At 70.6% G+C, this 16010-nt stretch carries 15 protein-coding genes and 7 pseudogenes; 11 read left to right on the forward strand and 11 right to left on the reverse strand.

The genetic code is table 11. The features are described from left to right. Positions 1-412: 412 nt before the first annotated feature. Entirely contained in the window at positions 413-1078 is a 666-nt protein-coding gene (locus FHS37_RS16675; RefSeq protein WP_184821852.1) for a maleylpyruvate isomerase family mycothiol-dependent enzyme, read from the forward strand. Between the two features lie 60 nt (positions 1079-1138). On the opposite strand, the gene FHS37_RS16680 is transcribed toward FHS37_RS16675, so the two are convergent. The 4 genes and pseudogenes from FHS37_RS16680 to FHS37_RS40490 all read right to left on the reverse strand — a co-directional run bounded on the left by FHS37_RS16680 (position 1139) and on the right by FHS37_RS40490 (position 3972). After that, a complete protein-coding gene (locus FHS37_RS16680; protein ID WP_184822208.1) occupies positions 1139-1303 on the reverse strand; it encodes a hypothetical protein in 165 nt (54 codons plus the stop codon). A 342-nt stretch (positions 1304-1645) separates the two neighbouring features. Continuing rightward, positions 1646-2307 (reverse strand): annotated as a pseudogene (locus FHS37_RS16685) (MFS transporter); the annotation flags it as partial. Between the two features lie 12 nt (positions 2308-2319). Then, a pseudogene (locus FHS37_RS39470) lies at positions 2320-2985 on the reverse strand (immunity 49 family protein); the annotation flags it as partial. 195 nt (positions 2986-3180) lie between these two features. Next, complete coding sequence (locus tag FHS37_RS40490) at positions 3181-3972, reverse strand: Imm49 family immunity protein (protein WP_308439492.1); 792 nt, start codon at positions 3970-3972, stop codon at positions 3181-3183. Between FHS37_RS40490 and FHS37_RS16695 the strand changes: the two genes are divergently transcribed. From FHS37_RS16695 to FHS37_RS41295, 3 genes and pseudogenes are all read left to right on the forward strand, one after another. Continuing rightward, positions 3962-4924, forward strand: a complete 963-nt coding sequence (locus tag FHS37_RS16695; protein WP_229890012.1) for an alpha/beta fold hydrolase — start codon at positions 3962-3964, stop codon at positions 4922-4924. The genes FHS37_RS40490 and FHS37_RS16695 overlap by 11 nt on opposite strands. A 23-nt stretch (positions 4925-4947) precedes the next feature. Beyond that, positions 4948-5716: pseudogene (locus tag FHS37_RS16700) on the forward strand (MerR family transcriptional regulator); the annotation flags it as partial. A 274-nt stretch (positions 5717-5990) separates the two neighbouring features. Further along, positions 5991-6364: pseudogene (locus FHS37_RS41295) on the forward strand (hypothetical protein); the annotation flags it as partial. An 8-nt stretch (positions 6365-6372) separates the two neighbouring features. Here FHS37_RS41295 and FHS37_RS16705 read toward each other — a convergent pair. The 3 genes from FHS37_RS16705 to FHS37_RS16715 form a co-directional block, all read right to left on the reverse strand. Beyond that, positions 6373-7053, reverse strand: a complete 681-nt coding sequence (locus FHS37_RS16705; protein WP_229890013.1) for a DUF6928 family protein — start codon at positions 7051-7053, stop codon at positions 6373-6375. Positions 7054-7227: 174 nt separating this feature from the next. Continuing rightward, complete coding sequence (locus FHS37_RS16710; protein WP_184821855.1) at positions 7228-7686, reverse strand: DUF4383 domain-containing protein; 459 nt, start codon at positions 7684-7686, stop codon at positions 7228-7230. A 167-nt stretch (positions 7687-7853) separates the two neighbouring features. After that, positions 7854-8423 (reverse strand): hypothetical protein, encoded by a 570-nt coding sequence (locus tag FHS37_RS16715; RefSeq protein WP_184821858.1) that lies wholly within the window; start codon positions 8421-8423, stop codon positions 7854-7856. 113 nt (positions 8424-8536) lie between these two features. On the opposite strand from FHS37_RS16715, the pseudogene FHS37_RS41090 reads away from it, so the two are divergent. Continuing rightward, positions 8537-8981 (forward strand): annotated as a pseudogene (locus FHS37_RS41090) (transposase family protein); the annotation flags it as partial. Positions 8982-9157: 176 nt separating this feature from the next. On the opposite strand, the gene FHS37_RS39485 reads toward FHS37_RS41090, so the two are convergent. From FHS37_RS39485 to FHS37_RS39490, 3 genes are all read right to left on the reverse strand, one after another. After that, positions 9158-10117, reverse strand: coding sequence for a hypothetical protein (locus FHS37_RS39485; protein WP_229890014.1), 960 nt, complete (start codon positions 10115-10117; stop codon positions 9158-9160). 302 nt (positions 10118-10419) lie between these two features. Beyond that, positions 10420-10812, reverse strand: a complete 393-nt coding sequence (locus tag FHS37_RS38830; RefSeq protein ID WP_229890027.1) for an MmyB family transcriptional regulator — start codon at positions 10810-10812, stop codon at positions 10420-10422. Further along, complete coding sequence (locus FHS37_RS39490; RefSeq protein WP_308439495.1) at positions 10730-10957, reverse strand: MmyB family transcriptional regulator; 228 nt, start codon at positions 10955-10957, stop codon at positions 10730-10732. Before FHS37_RS39490 ends, FHS37_RS38830 begins: the two co-directional genes overlap by 83 nt. Positions 10958-11041: 84 nt before the next feature. Between FHS37_RS39490 and FHS37_RS38835 the strand changes: the two are divergent. From FHS37_RS38835 to FHS37_RS16735, 3 genes and pseudogenes are all read left to right on the forward strand, one after another. After that, a pseudogene (locus FHS37_RS38835) lies at positions 11042-11317 on the forward strand (MFS transporter); the annotation flags it as partial. A 235-nt stretch (positions 11318-11552) separates the two neighbouring features. Then, positions 11553-12032: pseudogene (locus FHS37_RS16730) on the forward strand (flavodoxin family protein); the annotation flags it as partial. 135 nt (positions 12033-12167) lie between these two features. After that, positions 12168-12728 carry a DM13 domain-containing protein gene (locus FHS37_RS16735; RefSeq protein ID WP_184821861.1) on the forward strand — a complete coding sequence of 187 codons (561 nt, stop codon included), beginning with the start codon at positions 12168-12170 and terminating at the stop codon, positions 12726-12728. Positions 12729-12887: 159 nt separating this feature from the next. Here FHS37_RS16735 and FHS37_RS40495 read toward each other — a convergent pair whose 3' ends face one another. Beyond that, entirely contained in the window at positions 12888-13016 is a 129-nt protein-coding gene (locus FHS37_RS40495; RefSeq protein ID WP_268254592.1) for a hypothetical protein, read from the reverse strand. Between the two features lie 497 nt (positions 13017-13513). Here FHS37_RS40495 and FHS37_RS16745 point away from each other — a divergent pair, with 497 nt between their 5' ends. The 3 genes from FHS37_RS16745 to FHS37_RS16755 all read left to right on the forward strand — a co-directional run bounded on the left by FHS37_RS16745 (position 13514) and on the right by FHS37_RS16755 (position 15984). Next, on the forward strand, positions 13514-13969 hold the full coding sequence (locus tag FHS37_RS16745; protein WP_184821863.1) for a hypothetical protein: 456 nt from the start codon (positions 13514-13516) through the stop codon (positions 13967-13969). A 16-nt stretch (positions 13970-13985) separates the two neighbouring features. Next, complete coding sequence (locus FHS37_RS16750) at positions 13986-14216, forward strand: hypothetical protein (protein WP_184821865.1); 231 nt, start codon at positions 13986-13988, stop codon at positions 14214-14216. Between the two features lie 1099 nt (positions 14217-15315). Continuing rightward, the gene (locus FHS37_RS16755) at positions 15316-15984 is read left to right on the forward strand and encodes a GNAT family N-acetyltransferase (protein WP_184821867.1); all 669 of its coding nucleotides are present in this window, start codon (positions 15316-15318) and stop codon (positions 15982-15984) included. Positions 15985-16010 lie beyond the last annotated feature (26 nt).

A 16010-nucleotide genomic window follows, 5' to 3' on the forward strand; every position in this document is an offset into this window, starting at 1 on the left:
GACGGCGGCCTCGAGGTTGTCGTAGCGGATCTTGCTCCGCGCGACGCCGCCCGGCGCCCGCAACGCGTGGACGTGGTCTTCGAACAAGGATCCAGAGCGATCGCCCGGGGCGGCAGCTCCTCGTGGCTTCGTTCACTTTCAGCAGCAGCGTTTGTCTGCCGGTGTGGGCAGCAGGGGGCGATCTCGGGGCTCGTGGATGTTCACGAGGAACAGCGTCAGGACCTGCTGTCGGCTCGGCATGTCCACACTGATGCCTGCGCGGTCCCGGTTCGGGCGCCTCGAGGATGGTCACCCTGTGGGCGATGACTTCGCTCCAGTGGGGGAGTCTCTTCCTCGAACACCCTGCCGGACGACCACGTGTTCCGGTCCAGGCGCAGTGCAGAGCATGACTCGTGACAGGAGACTCATCCGTATGACTGGTTCGGAACCGGCAGCAGATCGCGGTCCGGGGACCGGGGTCTGGCCACTGATCCGCACTGAGCGAGCGGCACTGGTAGCCGATCTTGCGGATCTGCCCGACGATCAGTGGGCGACCCCGTCGCTGTGCACCGGGCTGACGGTGCGTGAGGTGCTGGCGCATCTCACTGCGGGGGCGAGCCTCAACGCTGTGCGCTGGCTGGCGGGCGTGATCCGCTGCCGATTCGACTTCGACAAGCAGGTGGCAATGCGGCTGGCCGAACAGCTCGGTGCGACCCCGGCCGAGACCCTTGAGCGGTTCCGGCGTGTTGTCCCCGGCAGAACCAAGCCCCCTCTCCCTGTCGTGGCCATGCTCGGCGAGACGATCGTGCACGCGGAGGACATCCGGCGTCCGCTGGGCATTCGTCGCGACTACCCAACTGAGGCGGTCACACGAGTGGCTGAGTACTACCAGGGGACGGATCAGGTGGTCCTTGCCAAGGGACGCATCGGCGACCTGCGCCTCGTCGCGGACGACGGCCCGTTCGAGACCGGATCCGGGGCACTCGTGTCCGGCAGTACCTTGGCCCTGACGATGGCCATGACCGGACGCGCGGCGTATCTCGACGACCTGGAAGGCGACGGTGTCGAGCGCCTCCGTGAGCGCTGCGGAACGGCGTGACGGTGAAGGCGGCCCACCGCCCGTGAAGGCAGCGGGCCGCCGAGGTGGACTTGCGGGGTGTCAGCTGACCTTGGCGGGTTCTTCGGCCCGGGCGCGAGTGGAAGCCAGACGGTGGGAGTCGGTGCCGGTTTCGACGACGGTGCCGTTGGAGGCGGGACGGTCGACGACGGCCGCGCAGAGGCGGGGGTCGGTGAACGTGCCGGTCCAGCCGTCTGGGGCTGGCACTTGTTCCCTCACAAGGGTTGCCGGTGCCACCTGGCCGTATCCCGGTCCTGCAGTCCTCGTCGGTTCTCGCGGTGGCACCCTGGCTCTCCAGGTGCTGCCTTGACCGTTCAGGTGCGAGGAAGGCGTGCCGGTGGCCGAGGCGAGACTCCAGGTCGTCGCGGCCGCCGACCTCGGCCCGGTGGCCCACACGGCCCGGCTCGGCAGGCGGCCACACCCCGTCCCGCTGGATCCCGCATCCTGGCCCGCGTCGCAGCGGTGCCCGGCCCACCGCGAGGCACGGCCGACGGCCAACCCGTACGTGAGGGTCGCCAGGGGAACGAAGACCGGGCGGAGTCCAGCCTCAACCGGCGGCAGCCGGGGCAGCGTGCCGTCCGCCCCTCCCGCCCCGACGACCCCGAGGGGGAACAGCAGCGGGGCCGCGACCAGCAGGAGCGCACCGGCAAGGTCCAAAGGCGCGGGCCCGGCGGGCCGTTCGCCCGGCACGAGGCAGACCACCGCGGCGAACACGACCACGATGAAGGGCACGGACACCAGGAAGATCCACCGCCAGCCGAGCAGCTCGGTGATGATCCCGGAGACCACGGACCCGAGGACGAGGCCACAGCTCGCGACGGCCGCCCACACGCTCAGCGCCCGCGACCTGCGCGGCCCCTCGGGGAACATGAGCACGACCACGGCCATCGCCGCCGGAAGCGCGATCGCTCCCCGGCACCCTGCAGCAGCCGGGCCGGCACCAGCACGGCGAAGGACGGCGCGAGCCCGGCCAGCAAGGACGCGGCACCGGAGAGAGCGGTGCCGAGCAGGAGGATGCGGCGCCTGCCGAGCACGTCGCCCGGTCGGCCGCCGAGCATCAGCAGCCTGCCACCGGTGATCGTGCACCCGACCACGACCCAGGTCAGTGCGTGACCGCCGACGCCGAAGTCGGCGCCGCCGGAGCCGACAGCGCTGCCTCCTCGTACGCCCTCCTTCCCGCGCGACCTCTTGAAGGACCGGGCGGCTCGCAGGAGACTCTGCGGAAGGTAGGGGGATACGACACGGATGGCCCAGCCGCGGCGGCGGGCGTGGCAGGCCAGGGCGAGAACGTCGAGGTTGACGCCGGCGTCCGGATCGTCGGTGCGGTCGGCGACCTGGTAGTAGTCGCGGTGCGCTTCAAGCGCGTCGGCCAAGGCCAGGTTGAAGCTCTCCTCGTCGCCCTCCACGAGCTGCGACAGCAGCACGGCCGGCGGCATGGCGGATCCCCAGTCCTTTGCCTTCTCCGCCTGCTCCAGCGCCCGCCGCACGGCCGGCTCGGGGTCGGTACCCCCCAGGTATGCGTGAAGGGCCTCGCGGTACGCGCTGAAGGCGGAATCGTCCGGGCGGAGGAAGGCGGGACCGGTGAGGACCAGCGGGGCGAGGTCCTGGCGTGCGCCAGTGATCAGGGCCAGGGCAGTGGCTGTCTGCCAGGTTCCGGCGCCGATCTTCTCGCTCCGCTCGGCCAGGTAGCGCAGCGTGCGGCCACCGACATTCACCTCGGCTTCGGTGCCCGGCTCCGCGAGCGCGATGCGGAAGAGGGCCGCCCCCCGTCTGGGAGGCCGTGCGCACGGTGGCGAGCCGGTCGTCCGTGACAGCGTCGGGGCCGGCCGCGCGCCACTTGAACAGGCGCTCCTGACCGCCCATGACCCGGACGAGCCGCCAGAGGGCAAGGGGCTCGCCGTCAGCGGACGTGAACGCCTTCCCGAGGTTTTCCTCGTACCTGGTCTCGATCGCCGGGTCCACCGTCCGCTCCCGGCCGGGACGCTCCACGACCAGCGGGCCCGCGGCGAGGGCTGCGGCCGCGTCCGGCCGCCGGCTGCGGCCGAACCCCGCGACCCTCGGGCCCGGAGTCTCGAAGCCGGTGATCAGCGCGTGCGGGAGGTAGTCGGACCTGACGGCGGGCGCGCCCAGCCCAGGGTCCGGTACGCGAGCGCGGCGAGGGCGATGGGAACGAGCGGAAGGAGAGACCTCGCGGAGGCCGAGGGAGCGTGCAGAGTGCTGTGACCGACGAGGAGGTCGGCCAGCGCGGCGTCGAAGGCTTCCCGGTCCTCGGCCGCCAGGGCGCGCAGCGTGCGCAGCGCCGCGGTGTCCGGCCGGTCCACCAACCGCTCGCCGGTCTCCCGGGCGCGGGTGGCGATGCGCTCGAGGGCGGCGTCGACGGCGGCGAGCCTGGCCTGCGCGCTCGGCGGGTACTCACCACCACCCGTGTCACCCAGGACGACAGCCGTCAATCCGGTGGCGAGCTCGCCGCCGGGGGTTCCCTGCGCCGCTTCGGCGAACTTCTCCCGGGCGAAGTGGAAGGCCTCGCCGTGCCAGGTGACCCTGTCCCCCAGGAGCACCAGGCAGAGCGCGCCGAGACGGCCCCGCTCACCTGACGACGCTGTATCCGCACGGCCACGCTCCTTGATCACATCCTGGCGACAGCCGAGGAACTGATCACAGGGCGGTCGTCTCGAGCACGTAAGCCCGCGTTCGCGGAGTACTCGGAGCGGTCGTGCTTCTCGGCGACCTGTTGGAGCAGGCGCTCGACGCGCACGCACGACAGCCGGCTGCGAACGGTGTGGGGCGGGGAGCGGCGGCTGCGCGTGCGTGGGAGAGGTCATGTCACCGTGCCGGTTGACCCTGACGCAGGGGCAACCTCTCAGCATGTTCGGCATGACCACGAGAACCAATGCGATCGAGGTTGCCGGACCGCACCAGTCATACGGTGACCACGAGGTGGACGCCGGAGTCGACCAGGGACCTCACCGACAGACGATCACCGACATGCCGGCCGGCGGAGAGCAGCGGACCGAGAGAGGCGACACGACGATGCGGCACTTCACGGTCCACCACGACGGCGTCACGATCCCCGTGTCCCGCGGCGGTCGGGGACGACCGCTGGTCCTGTGTCCTGGACTGAACTCGACACAGGCCGACCTGCACGAGCTGACCACCCTCCTGCGACGCGACCACGACGTGGTGACCTTCGACCTCAGGGGCCATGGCCTCGCCCCGGCCGCCGACCGGTACTCCTTCGACGCGTTCCTGAGCGATCTCATCGCCGTGCTGGCGGAGCTCGACCTGCCCTCGGCACCCGTGCTTGTCGGCTACTCGCTAGGCGCGGACCTGGCCGTGCACTACGCCTCCGAGTGTCCCGACACCGTCGCCGGGCTTGTCCTCATCGACGGGGCGAACCCTCTGCCCGAACCGTTCATCGCCGAAGCCGACCTGGCGGTATTCCGCTCGATGGCGGACGGCTCGGCGACGCGACAAGAGGCCGAGCGGGCCAAGGACGCCGCGCGTCAGGTGCTGCTCACCGCACGGGACGTCCTCGACTTGAACCTCGAGATCGATGTGGTCCGGTCCGCAATCCTCGACCGGTACCGGAAGATCGACCACCCCATCAGCATGATCATGTCGACCTCCATCGCCGGCGACAGCGCTGAGGGGCGCGCGCCACAGCACAACCGGCTCTGGCGTGCCGGCATCGAGCGACTCGTCCGCGAGCGGCCGCACATCTCCACGTCCTGGCTCGACACCGATCACCGGCTGGTCTTCACCCACGCCCCGGAAGTCGCGGAGATCATTCGGAGCGCACACCGCCCATCCGACGGGCCAGCTCTTTGAGCAGGTTCGAGGAGACTGGTCCGATGCTGACCATCGGCGAGCTGGCGTCGTACGCCGGGGTGACGGTGCGCGCAGTGCGGCACTATCACACCAAGGGGTTGCTGCCGGAGCCGGAGCGGGACCACTCCGGCTACCGGAGATACGACGCCGGCGCCGTGGTCGAGCTGATCAAGATCCGGACCCTCGCCGAGGCCGGGGTCCCGCTGGCGCGCGTGCGGGAGCTGCTGCAGGCCGATGAGGAGGAGTTCGCCACGGCGGTCGCAGACATCGACAAGCGGCTGCGGGCGGAGATCCGGGAGCGGCAACGACACCGGGAGCGGATCGCCCGCCTCGCGGCCGGGGACGACCTGGCGCTGCCCCCGGAGGTGGTCGAGTACCTCGACCGACTGCGGGCGCTCGGTGTCGACGAGCGGATCGTCCAGGTCGAACGCGACGGCTGGATCCCGTTGGCCGCGCGCTCACCTGAGCGCGTCGCGGAGTGGATGACACGCAAGCGGGAGCAACTCGCCGATCCGCAGTTCATCGGCTTCTACCTCATCCTGGGCCAGGCGCTCGACCGCACCGACGATGACCCACGGCTGGTCGAGCTGGCCGACGGACTGTCCGCCTACATCACGCAAATGGCTGACGAACGGGGAGAGGACTACGTCGACGACACCGACATCGAGCCACCGCTCGTCAAACTGATGGACACGCTGGCGTTCGACACCGTGCCGCCGGCCCGTCGGCTGATGGAGCTCCTGAGGAAACGGGGCTGGACCGGCTGGACCAAGCTCGAACGCGTCACCCCTGAACGGGAGCGGTCGGGACACCGCAGGAAGACACTGCGGCGCGGCGTTCCCGGCGGATGCGGTGACGGCTGCAGGGTTCCGCCGGGCGACGACGTCGGCGACAACCCGGGCGCTGATGCCGGCGTAGGCGACGCAGGCTGCGGATGCTCCCTTCGCCGCTGAGAGGCGTCCGATCAACGTCCATGCCGTTGTGGCGGTCATGTCCGTTTCAATCCGCTGTGCCGGCGTGGATTCTCCCGTCGGTCCGCGGGACACTTTGTCAGTCATCGCCCAGGGGCACCAGCATCGCGGCGGCCTGCGACGGATGGATCGTTCTCGAGGACGAGGCCGGTCAGCCGCTGACACCGCCGCGAGCCGGGTCCTGGGGCCGCCGGGGCTGCACCCCGGTGTCCCGCGTGCGCGGCCGGGGCTCGGGCCGGGTGTCGACGGCGGGCATGACCTGCTGCAAGCCTGGCGAGCGATCACGGCTCCTCTGCTCCGTCCGTGGGTACAAGGCATCTGGTCGCCGGCCGGGCGCGGCATCGGCAACCCTGCCGCCGCCGGCCCCAGCCGGATCGCCCGTGCCGTCAAGCGCAAGCTCACGATGTCGCAGTACCGACCGGAGGCCGTCGACGGCTGCCTCGCCGGCACCGGGCTGAGCCTCCAGGACCGCATCGGTCAGTCCGCGCCCTCGCCTGATGACGTCGCTGTCACGCGAAAGCCGTGCAGTTCAACGTCCCAGATGTCCACCACTGGCTCGGGGGCGTCGTCCTCGCCGGAGAAGCCCTCGACGCAGAAGCCGAAGAATTCCAGCATCGCTCGCTCGCCCAGCGCCAGCGGATGGAACGGCAGCGGATACGGCTCGTCGTCCTCGAAGGGCGGAAGGGGCTCCACCGGGTGCCGGCCCTCCCAGTAGGGCTGCTCGAACGGGAACCGTTCGCCGATGTCCTCGATGATGCCGCTGTCGGGGGACAGGCTCAGCGAGCGGACGAGCGTGCCGTTGTCCCAGACGGCGAAGGCCAGCCAGTCAACGACGCTGTGCATCGCATGGAGGTAGAGGCGTCGGCCTCGGCCGGCGGCCACAAGGTGCTCGGGAAGCTGCGAGGGGCGGTCGAGCATGACGACCCGGTCGCAGACCAGGTCCAGGCCAGATGCCGACAGCGCGCAGACGGTCCCCTCGGGCGGGTAGAGCGCGTCCGCCAGTTCCCATGCCTCTTCGGTGTCCGTGTCGATGCGGTGACGTGGACGGACTCGAGCGACCAGCGCCGCGGCCCGGCCGATCTCGCTTGTCGGCGCGTCCTGGAGCACGTGGGCGATCTCAGCGTCTGCGTAGGCGAGCACTGCGGTCTTCGCTCCCATGCCCCGTCCTCAGCCCGTCTTGTGGAGTCCCGCCGGAAGGATACCGATCAGCTCTGACACGCGGAGAGCAGGCCATCGGTACTGGTGGGCCGACATCGCGAGTCCGGGTTCAGTGCGCACCGGAGGGAGCGCAGGTCCCGCCCGGCGGCCGGATCGGGGTGATCGCCTGTACCGTCAGCCGGCAGTCCGTGCGGTAGCAGACCTGCGGGTGAGCAGGGCGCCCAGTGCGATCATGCCGAGGCCGAGCACGAGATGGAGCCAGTTGTCGGCGGTGTTGACGGGCACGAAGTTGGCATCGCTGTCATGGTCGATGACCATGCCGTACAGCCAGAGAACCAGGTAGACGGCGCCGCCGGCGAGGAGGTAGAGGCGCGCCTGAGGTGCGGTGCGCGCGAGTGCCAGTCCGGCGACGCCGAAGGCCAGGTGCACGATGTTGTGCAGGACGGACACCTGGAAAATGCCGAGGAGCTTGGCCTCCGAGTGGTGCGCGGCGAACTCCATGGTGTCGTAGTCCGTGGTGATGCCGGGGATGAAACCGAGAACACCGACCAGGAGGAACACCGCTCCCACGGTCAAGGCCGCTTGCTGAACGGGAGTGCGGGCACTGCGGGCAGCACGTGCGTGTGTCGACATGACATCTCCGTTCGTTGTGAGCCCGAAGGCGTACTCGGCGGCTGGGGCCGCCAGGCCCACCTCGAGTGCCCTGGACCGTCGCAGACATGCCGCGACAGCACCGTGCCCGCATCACGCGCGACGAGCTACGGCCGACGGTCACACCCGCTCCGCCGCGCGAGGCGGTGTCACGACATCAGGTGGGTCATCGAACGCGCCCGCTCCCACATGCCGGGAACCTGCTCGACCGGACGTTGCTGTTCGCCGTGAAGGGCGTTGAGCACTACCAGGCATCCGGTCAGTGCCGGTACCGCCCACTGCGCGAAGGCCAGCTGCCGCCGGGTCTTGTCGAGGTCAATCGGGTGCCTGTCCGCCTTCTCGGTGTCAGCGGGGTCGGAGGACGAGGCCAGCTCGACCTTCTTGCCGAGAACGCGGGCGTATGCGGTGGCGGCCAGAGCGGCGGCGGTGACGACGGTCTTGGCCGTAGTGGAGGCGCCCACTCCTTGCTGTGTGGCGACACGGTGCGCGTTCACGACGAGCAGCCCGCCGCCGCCGAACAGGTGCGCACCGATCGCGGCGGCGTTGACCGGCGTCCACTTCGCCCAGCCCGCTGAGGAGATCCGGTCCCGGGTCAGTTCCGTGCCCCCTTCGGCCTGGGCCGCGCCGTTGAGACCGATCGCCCCCATCAACGAGCCCCCGAACCAGGCGGCCAGACCAAGATCGTGCAGGCTGCGGATGGCGGTATTGCGTTCAGACATGCAGAGCTCCTTCGCGGGAGGGTGGAGTACTTGGCCGAGGTGAACGGCGATCCCGGTCCCACCCTCACCGGACTCCATGTGTCTCGCCATCACGGTAGGCCGGATGGGTGCAAGAGCAGGCCCTGCTCACCCTGGTGCACCCGCGCAAGAGGGAGACGCGCCCGCGCCGGCAGCCGGCTTCGGTGCTCCGGCGGCCACCGCCCGGCACCACATCGACGAGGCCCTGGACCCCGGACGTCCTCGGGGCCTGGGCGCCGGGTCCGCACGAAGCCCTGGTCGGGCCGGGCGAAGGCGACTCTCGTCGTGGACGGCGCCCCGATCACCACCGACCGCGTCCGTGCGGACGAGCCGTACTGCTCCCGAAAGCACAGGCAGCACGGCACGAACGTCCAGGTCGTCGCACGGCCGGACGGCGCACCCCTCTGGTGCTCCCGTGCCGCGCCAGGCCGCACCCCCGACCTGACCACCGCCCGCGCCCACAAGACCATCCGAGTCCGCGAACGCCAGGGCGTCCCGGTCCTCGCCGACCGCGCCTGCACCGGCGGCGGCCCCCACGTCACCGCCGGCCTCGAACGACCACCCGGCGGAGGATCCGCCCCCACCCAGCGCACCTCAACCGCGCCCCGCCGCCCTGGGCGACGGCGAACCCGCTCCTGTGCGGTGCTCCCGGCGCAGCACCCGGCGGCCGCGGCCCCGGCATTCCGGGCAGGGACGCTGAAGGACGGGGACCCCGCTCAGCCGCCCGTGAAGTACGACGGCGGGCGGACCCGCATGGTGCCGGCAAGCTCTCGGAGAACAGCGCTGCTCACCGGGGGCGTGCGGGCCTGGAGGACTGCGACGGCGTCACCGACCCGCGTGAAGTACTTGACGTGGTCGTAGTTCGACCACCGCCACACCCCGGGAGCCACCGGGCTGCAGGCGGGTGACGGCACAGGGTGGACGTTGGTGAGCGCGGCGCAGTGGGAGGGCGGGGTGAAACCCGGCTGTACGGGGCCGACGGTCACCTGGATCTCCTGACGCAGCTCGTCCATGGTGTTCGCGCCCTTGCCCAGGCTGTCGGGCGAAATCCGGTAGTGGAAGGTCACCTCGCGTGTGGCTGCCGATCCGGTGGTGCCGGCGCCGTCCAGGTGGTAGCCCGCGGGCAGCCGTGGTCCGAGCAGGGGGACACCCGCGTCGGCCAGTTCGTGGTTCTGCCTGCTCCGGGTGAGCTGGGTGGCGGCAAGCGAGTCGAGTGGCATCAGCAGGACCAGCACGAGGGCCACGGCCGCTCGCGGCCACAGCGGCCTGCGCGACTGGGTGAACCAGGACGCGAGGAGGAACGCGCCCGTGTACAAGGCGGCTTGGACGTACTGAGTGTCACCGGGCAGCCACCGGGCCGCGTCGATGCCGTGGACCAGATACCAGCCGATGCCGGTGCCGAGCAGAGCGGTGGGCCAGGACGGCCGGACCGCAAGGACACGCAGGGCGGGCCAGGTGAGCAGAAAGTTCAGGACGGGCAGGAGGTAGGACCACAGGAGGGCGTAGCCGAGGCAGCCGTAGCCGGGCGCGTCCTGGCAGGCGCTGGAGTCCAGCAGCAGCCGCGTCATGAGCGTGGAACCGGCCACCGCGACAAGCCCGGCCCCGGCAGCCCGTACCGCGCGTTTCACATGCCGCGACCGCTCCGCGACCGCCGGTTCGACCACCGCAGCGCCCATCCCGTCCCCCCTTGACCGACACCAGAGCGTAGTGGAGCAACAGCCGCCGTGGCAGCCGACCACTGTCACGCGCACCGCGTCCCGTCCCGCGGGACGTCGCTGCCGAAGGATGCTGTCACGTTCCCGCCGGGCGAAACACCGCCGCCCGCCGAACCGGCAGCCATCGGCGGTACGGGCAGGCTCCTGTGCCGGGGAGCCGGCCGCCACCCGCACCACGCACACCCGGCCACGTCTCCGCCCAGGTGGGCTGTGTCCGGCTGTGCCCGCAGCCCTCACAGGGGAACCCGTGGGGAACGGGCCGCTCAGCTGAGTCGGTCAGTGGGCTCTGCCGCCCGGGGGCGGGTTGCCGCCAGGCCGGCGAGGAGCCTGAGGTGGTCCTCGGAGGTGCTGCCCGGTTCGGCGGTGTAGAGGCTCAGGTCGTGCACGGCGCGCTGCGACACGGGTAGGTCCAGGGACTGGTAGGTCAGCTCCAGGAGGCCGACCTCGGGGTGTTGCAACCGCTTGACGCCCTCGTGGCGGATACGGGCGTCGTGGGCGGCCCACATGGTGCGGAAGTCGGCGCTGAGGGTGGACAGCTCGCCGATCAGTTCGCGCAGGGGCCGGTCATGCGGTTCACGCCCCGGCCTCGGCGCGCAGCAGCGCGACGGTGGCGGTGGCGCCGGCCTCCCAGTCGACGAAGAAGTCCTGTGAGCCAGGGTCGAGGAAGTGGCAGCGGGCGAAGTTGGCGCGGCCGCGCTTGTCGGTGGTGGCACTGTCGAACATCGGCGCGCGCAGGGCCCGGGCCAGCGGGTTGGTGGCAACGACGTCCGGGCGGCCGTTGCGCACGAAGGCGGCGGACACCGTGATGGAGTCGAGCAGCCTCAGCGGGCAGCGCCCGCCCGGCTTCCGCTCGTCGTGCGCGTGCTCGCGCTGGGCACGTTCCTGATGGGCACCACCGAGTTCGTCGTGGCCGGCCTGCTGCCCGAGATCGCGGGAGACCTGCAGGCCAGCGTCGCCCAGGCCGGGCTTCTGATCACCGTCTTCGCCATCGGGACGGTCGTCGGCGCGCCGTTGACGGCGATGCTCACGCTGCGGCTGCCCGCGCGGCTGACCCTGATGCTCGCCTTGGGCGTCTTCGCCGCAGGTCACATCGCCGTCGGCTCCGGCTTCACTCCGCTGCTCGCGGCCCGCTTCCTGACCGCGATCGCCACCGGTGCCTTCTGGGCCGTGGCCAATGTAGCGGCCACCCGCGCTGCGGGCCCGGCTGCCAGCGCTCGCGCCTCGGTCTCGTCGGGGCCGGCGCCATGCTCGCGAACGTCGCCGGCGCCTGCCACACCGGCCGCTTCATCGAGGTGCCTCGACCGGCGAAACTCGCGTTTCCCGCGAGACGCTGCCGTCGGGGCGGCGCGCGGTGCCGCCCCCCGAATTCGTCCCCCTTCCTTTCCGGGAGTCCGCCATGGCAGTACCGCCCGCCCCGTCCACCGAGGACGTTTACCGCTACGACGACCTGCACGCGCTCTCCATCAACTGCACGCTCAAGCCCTCCCCTCAGCTCAGCCACACCCAGGGGCTCATCGAGAGGAGTCGGGCGATCATGGAAGCGCGGGGGGTGACCACGGAGCTCGTCCGCGCGGTCGACCAGGACACCGCACCAGGCGTCCACCCGGACATGACCGAGCACGGCTTCGCCACCGACGCCTGGCCCACGCTGTACGAGAAGGTGATGGCCGCAGACATCCTGGTCCTGGCCGGGCCCTTCTGGCTCGGCGACAACAGCTCCGTCACCAAGCAGGTCATCGAGCGCCTGTACAACTGCTCGAGCCTGCTCAATGCCCAGGGGCAGTACGCCCACTACGGGCGTGTCGGGGGGTGTCTGATCACCGGTGACGAGGACGGCGTCAAACACTGTGCCATGAACGTCCTCTACAGCCTGCAGCAGCGGACAACCCCGAGCACCGCTGAGTACGACGGTGCGCCGTAAGGATTTGGTCATCACCCGAGGGGTGTGGGACGGCCGCCCGCTTCCGTTGAATGGGGCAGGACAGACGAGCTTCCAGGAGGCGAGGCAGAGATGGGACGCGTACGGAAGGTGCCGGTGCGGTCGTTGGTCATCACGGTGCTGGTGGCGGCGGTCGTCGGAGGCGGCTTCGGGCTGTACTGGTTTCAACCGTGGAAGCTGTGGCAGGACGAGACCGTCGAGGAGGCGCTGCCTCCGGTGGCGGAAACCTCCGCTCCTCCTGCGGCGGCACCCTCCTCGACGTCCACCACGCCGACCGGGCCGCAGACGCTGGCGAGCGGTGAGCTGATCAGCCACGAGCACGCGACATCGGGCACGGTGAAGCTCGTGCGGCTTGCCGACGGCTCCCGCATCGTCCGGCTGGAGAACCTCGACACCAGCAACGGCCCCGATCTGCGCGTGTGGCTCACCGACGCACCGGTGAAGGAAGGGAAGGCCGGCTGGCACGTCTTCGACGACGGGCAATATGTCAGCCTCGGCAGGCTCAAGGGCAACAAGGGCAGCCAGAACTACGCCCTGCCCGAGGATGTCGACCCCGCTCGGTACACCAGCGTCAGCATTTGGTGCGACCGTTTCGACGTCTCCTTCGGCGCCGCCGAACTCGCCCGCGTCTGACCCCGGTCCCGGCATGGCGCCTTCGGCCGGCCGGTTCGGCGCGGGTGGTGCAGCCGGTGCTGGCGAAGGCCCACCGGTGGGACCGCCGACAGGCCTGCCGCTTCCGGTGGGCCGTCGGCATGCGGTTCTGGTGTTCGTAGCCGTGGGCCGGGCAGTGGCCTACTGCCGGTTCCACACCCACTGGTACCTGGCGGCGTTCTCGACGGCGCCGGGGACGGCCGTGCCGACCGTTCCGCCGGCCCGGCCGACGAGCACCTTGCCCGGATCCGCTCGGTTGACGACGCCCACCTCGGTGCCCCTTGCTTCATCGAGGATTCCCGCCCCTGGACGTTGGCCCGCCTGACCACGGAGGGAAAGATCACCCTGACCCGTGGACGGGCGGAGATCCGCGCGAAGACGCCCACGGGGCACGGGGCTGCTGCCCGTGATCTGGATGCCGGGCGACAACGGAGTCGAATGGCCCGGACAGGACGGGCCCGACATCTGCGAGGTGACCGGCGGAGAACCGCGGACGGTGTACGGCGCCGTCCGCGGACCGACCTACTGCAACGAGAACGGGATCGGCGAAGCCGCCACCCTGACCACCGACGCCTCGGCGGCTTTCCGCACCTGTGCCGTCGACAAGCAGCCGCACCGCATCACCTGGTCCCTCGGTGCAGGAGCGAGAAGGTCTGCTCGACGACATAGCGGAGCTTGCCCAGGTCCTCGATGCCGGGGGCGCCCTTGCGGGAGATCACCGACAAGACGCGGCGCCTGCGCGGTTCGCGGCGATCGAGGTTGCTGTCGTGTCCCTTGCCGCCGAGCACGGTATCGGGTCGACGTCGTGGCCTGCCGGGCTTGCCGGTCACGGGCGGGACGCCGTCGACCAGGGTCTGGGTGACGTCGTTGACGTTGGCGGCGTGGTGATGACCTCGAGCGGGGTGCCGGACAACGGCCTGGCGTGGCGGAGCCACATGCCGGACCTGGGCGTCTACAACGATGACAAGGTGACCGACTACCTCGGTCGCCCGTCCAACCAGCGGATCGAGCTGGGCGACTGGCGTGACCTCGGTAACCTGCCCGTGGACAAAGGTCAGTGCGACGCGATGGGCTGGGGGAGCGGAGGCAATCCGTGGGCCATCGAGGCGCCGGTGCCGTTGACCGGTGACGGCCCGACGTACGCCCGAAGAAGGTCACGCATGGTGACTCGCCGACGGGTCGGCACACGGAGTTCGTCGAAAACTTCACGCCCTAGCGGCTGAACGTCGGGTGGCCGGGTTGTCCAAGGGCAGCCCGGTCATCCGCAGTCCCCAGGAAAGGGAAGTCACCATGGGATCCGGTGCGACCTTTGTCGTGGTGCCGCTGCTCTTCTACTGCGCGGTGATGGCGCTCTTCTGCCGCCGAGTCGCGCGGAGTTCGACACCGCGCATGGGGTGGGTGATGGCGGGGGGCCTGATCGGGTTGCCTCTCTGCCTCTTTTCCGGCGTGCTGATCGCGGCAGCGCTCTGACTGCCCCGCCCGGGACGGGGCGAGCCGCGACGCGAGCCCCGCTACGGCGGGGCATGGCTGGAACTGACTCCGTCGCCGGCTACGACGGATCGAGGGAGCACCGATGCGCGCGTCCACTGACGGACCGTGTCCGAAAGCACCTCGTGGTCATGGGCCTCGATCCGGCTGGGACAGGGCCGCAAGCGATGGACCCCCGCTGGAAGCGAGCCCACCAGACGTTCGGCATCGCCCTCGACGAACACCTCGCAGCCCACACTCACAGGCCCGGACCCGGACGGGTCTCGGACCGTCACTGTGCTCAAGCCGTTGCAGGACTTGGAGCTCAGGCTGGTTCCGGTTGACGGCCGGCAGCCTTCGTCGCAGGTCCTCCAGAGTTGCATCCTGGGTATCAACGGATCCGAGGCTCGTCTCCGCCACTGATCCAGCGGTCGGCGTGCCTGTGGGAGCCGTCGTGCAACTGCCGCGGATGGCGGCGGTGCCGCTCGGGAGCGGGCGGCAGCAGCGGAGCAAATCGCTCCCACGGGTCGTCAGGAACAAGATCAGCACGCACCCCGACACCCTGCCGGCCAAGATCGTCGAGCACGAGACCCGCAGCTCAACTCATTCTGAATCGATCAGTGAGCGCGGCCGGGGCCGTCGCCGCTGTGCGGTCCACCGCGCCTGACGGCCCGTCGGCTCGAGGATTACCCGGGGTGCCGTTGACTGTGGGGAGCAGGGCTGCGCCGAGCGGCAGTTCCAGCAGATCGCGGCCGAGGACCTCGCCCGGATCGAGCTGTGGAACAGGCTGCTCCTGCACGAGCGCCGCGGCCCCGGCGTTCCGGCGACACTGTCGGCGAACCATGGGGCAGGCGTTGGACCGGTCGCCGGGGTTCGCGCCACGGCCGTAGTCGTGGAGCGGAGCTCGGTTGCGTCAGGCCGGTTGGCGCCTTGAGCGGTGGCGTGAGTCGTCCAGGCGGTCGGGGCCGAGCGATCGGCCGCGACGGAGGCGCGCAACCTCGCCCGGGCCTGCCGGAATGTGGTGTTCGTACCACTCCGCCGTCACTCTTTGATGTAATAATCGTTCTTCAGGTTCGTCTATTACCGACTTGGGGGGAGAGTCTTGTCCTTCGCGCACACGGCCGAAGCCGTACCAGCATGGGTCCACGGCTGGAGCGTTTCGCGCGGCGCGGCCCAACCCGTGTCCCGGGCCTGGGGTTTCACCATCGACGTCGGCCTGCCCGGGCATGTCGTGCGCCACGTCCTGCCCGCCGCGGACGAAGCCACCGTCCACAAGATCACCGAGAGCGCCACCGCCCCCGGCGTCTGGCTGAAGACCTTCGTCCCACACGAGACGCTGGAACCCTGGCTTGCCCCCGGCTGGCGCCTCGCCGGCGGAGCCGGCTTCCTGATGTCCGCCTCGCTGCACGCCGCCCATGCTCAAGCCCCGGCCAAGACACCCGACGGCTACCGGCTGCGCACCTGGACTCGCGCCGGTGTCACCCGCGCCCTGGTGCGCACCACCAGCGGCGCCTTCGCCGCGCGCGGCCAGATCGCCGTCACCGGCCCCACCGTCGTCATCGATCAGGTGGAGACCGACCCGGCCCACCAGCGTCGCGGCCTGGGGCGCCTGGTAATGCGCGTGCTCACTGAAGCCGCCTCGGAACAGGGCGCCACGGCGGGCCTGCTGGGCGCCACGCGGGAAGGCCGGGCCCTCTACGAGACGATGGGATGGCGCGTACTGGCCCCGCTGACCGGCGCCGTGCGGGGCCCGGACACGGCGGACACCTGATCGAAGCAGCCGCTCGCTGACGCCGG

Origin of the sequence: Streptomyces griseomycini, from assembly GCF_014203535.1 — a bacterium.
Lineage (GTDB): Bacteria > Actinomycetota > Actinomycetes > Streptomycetales > Streptomycetaceae > Streptomyces > Streptomyces griseomycini.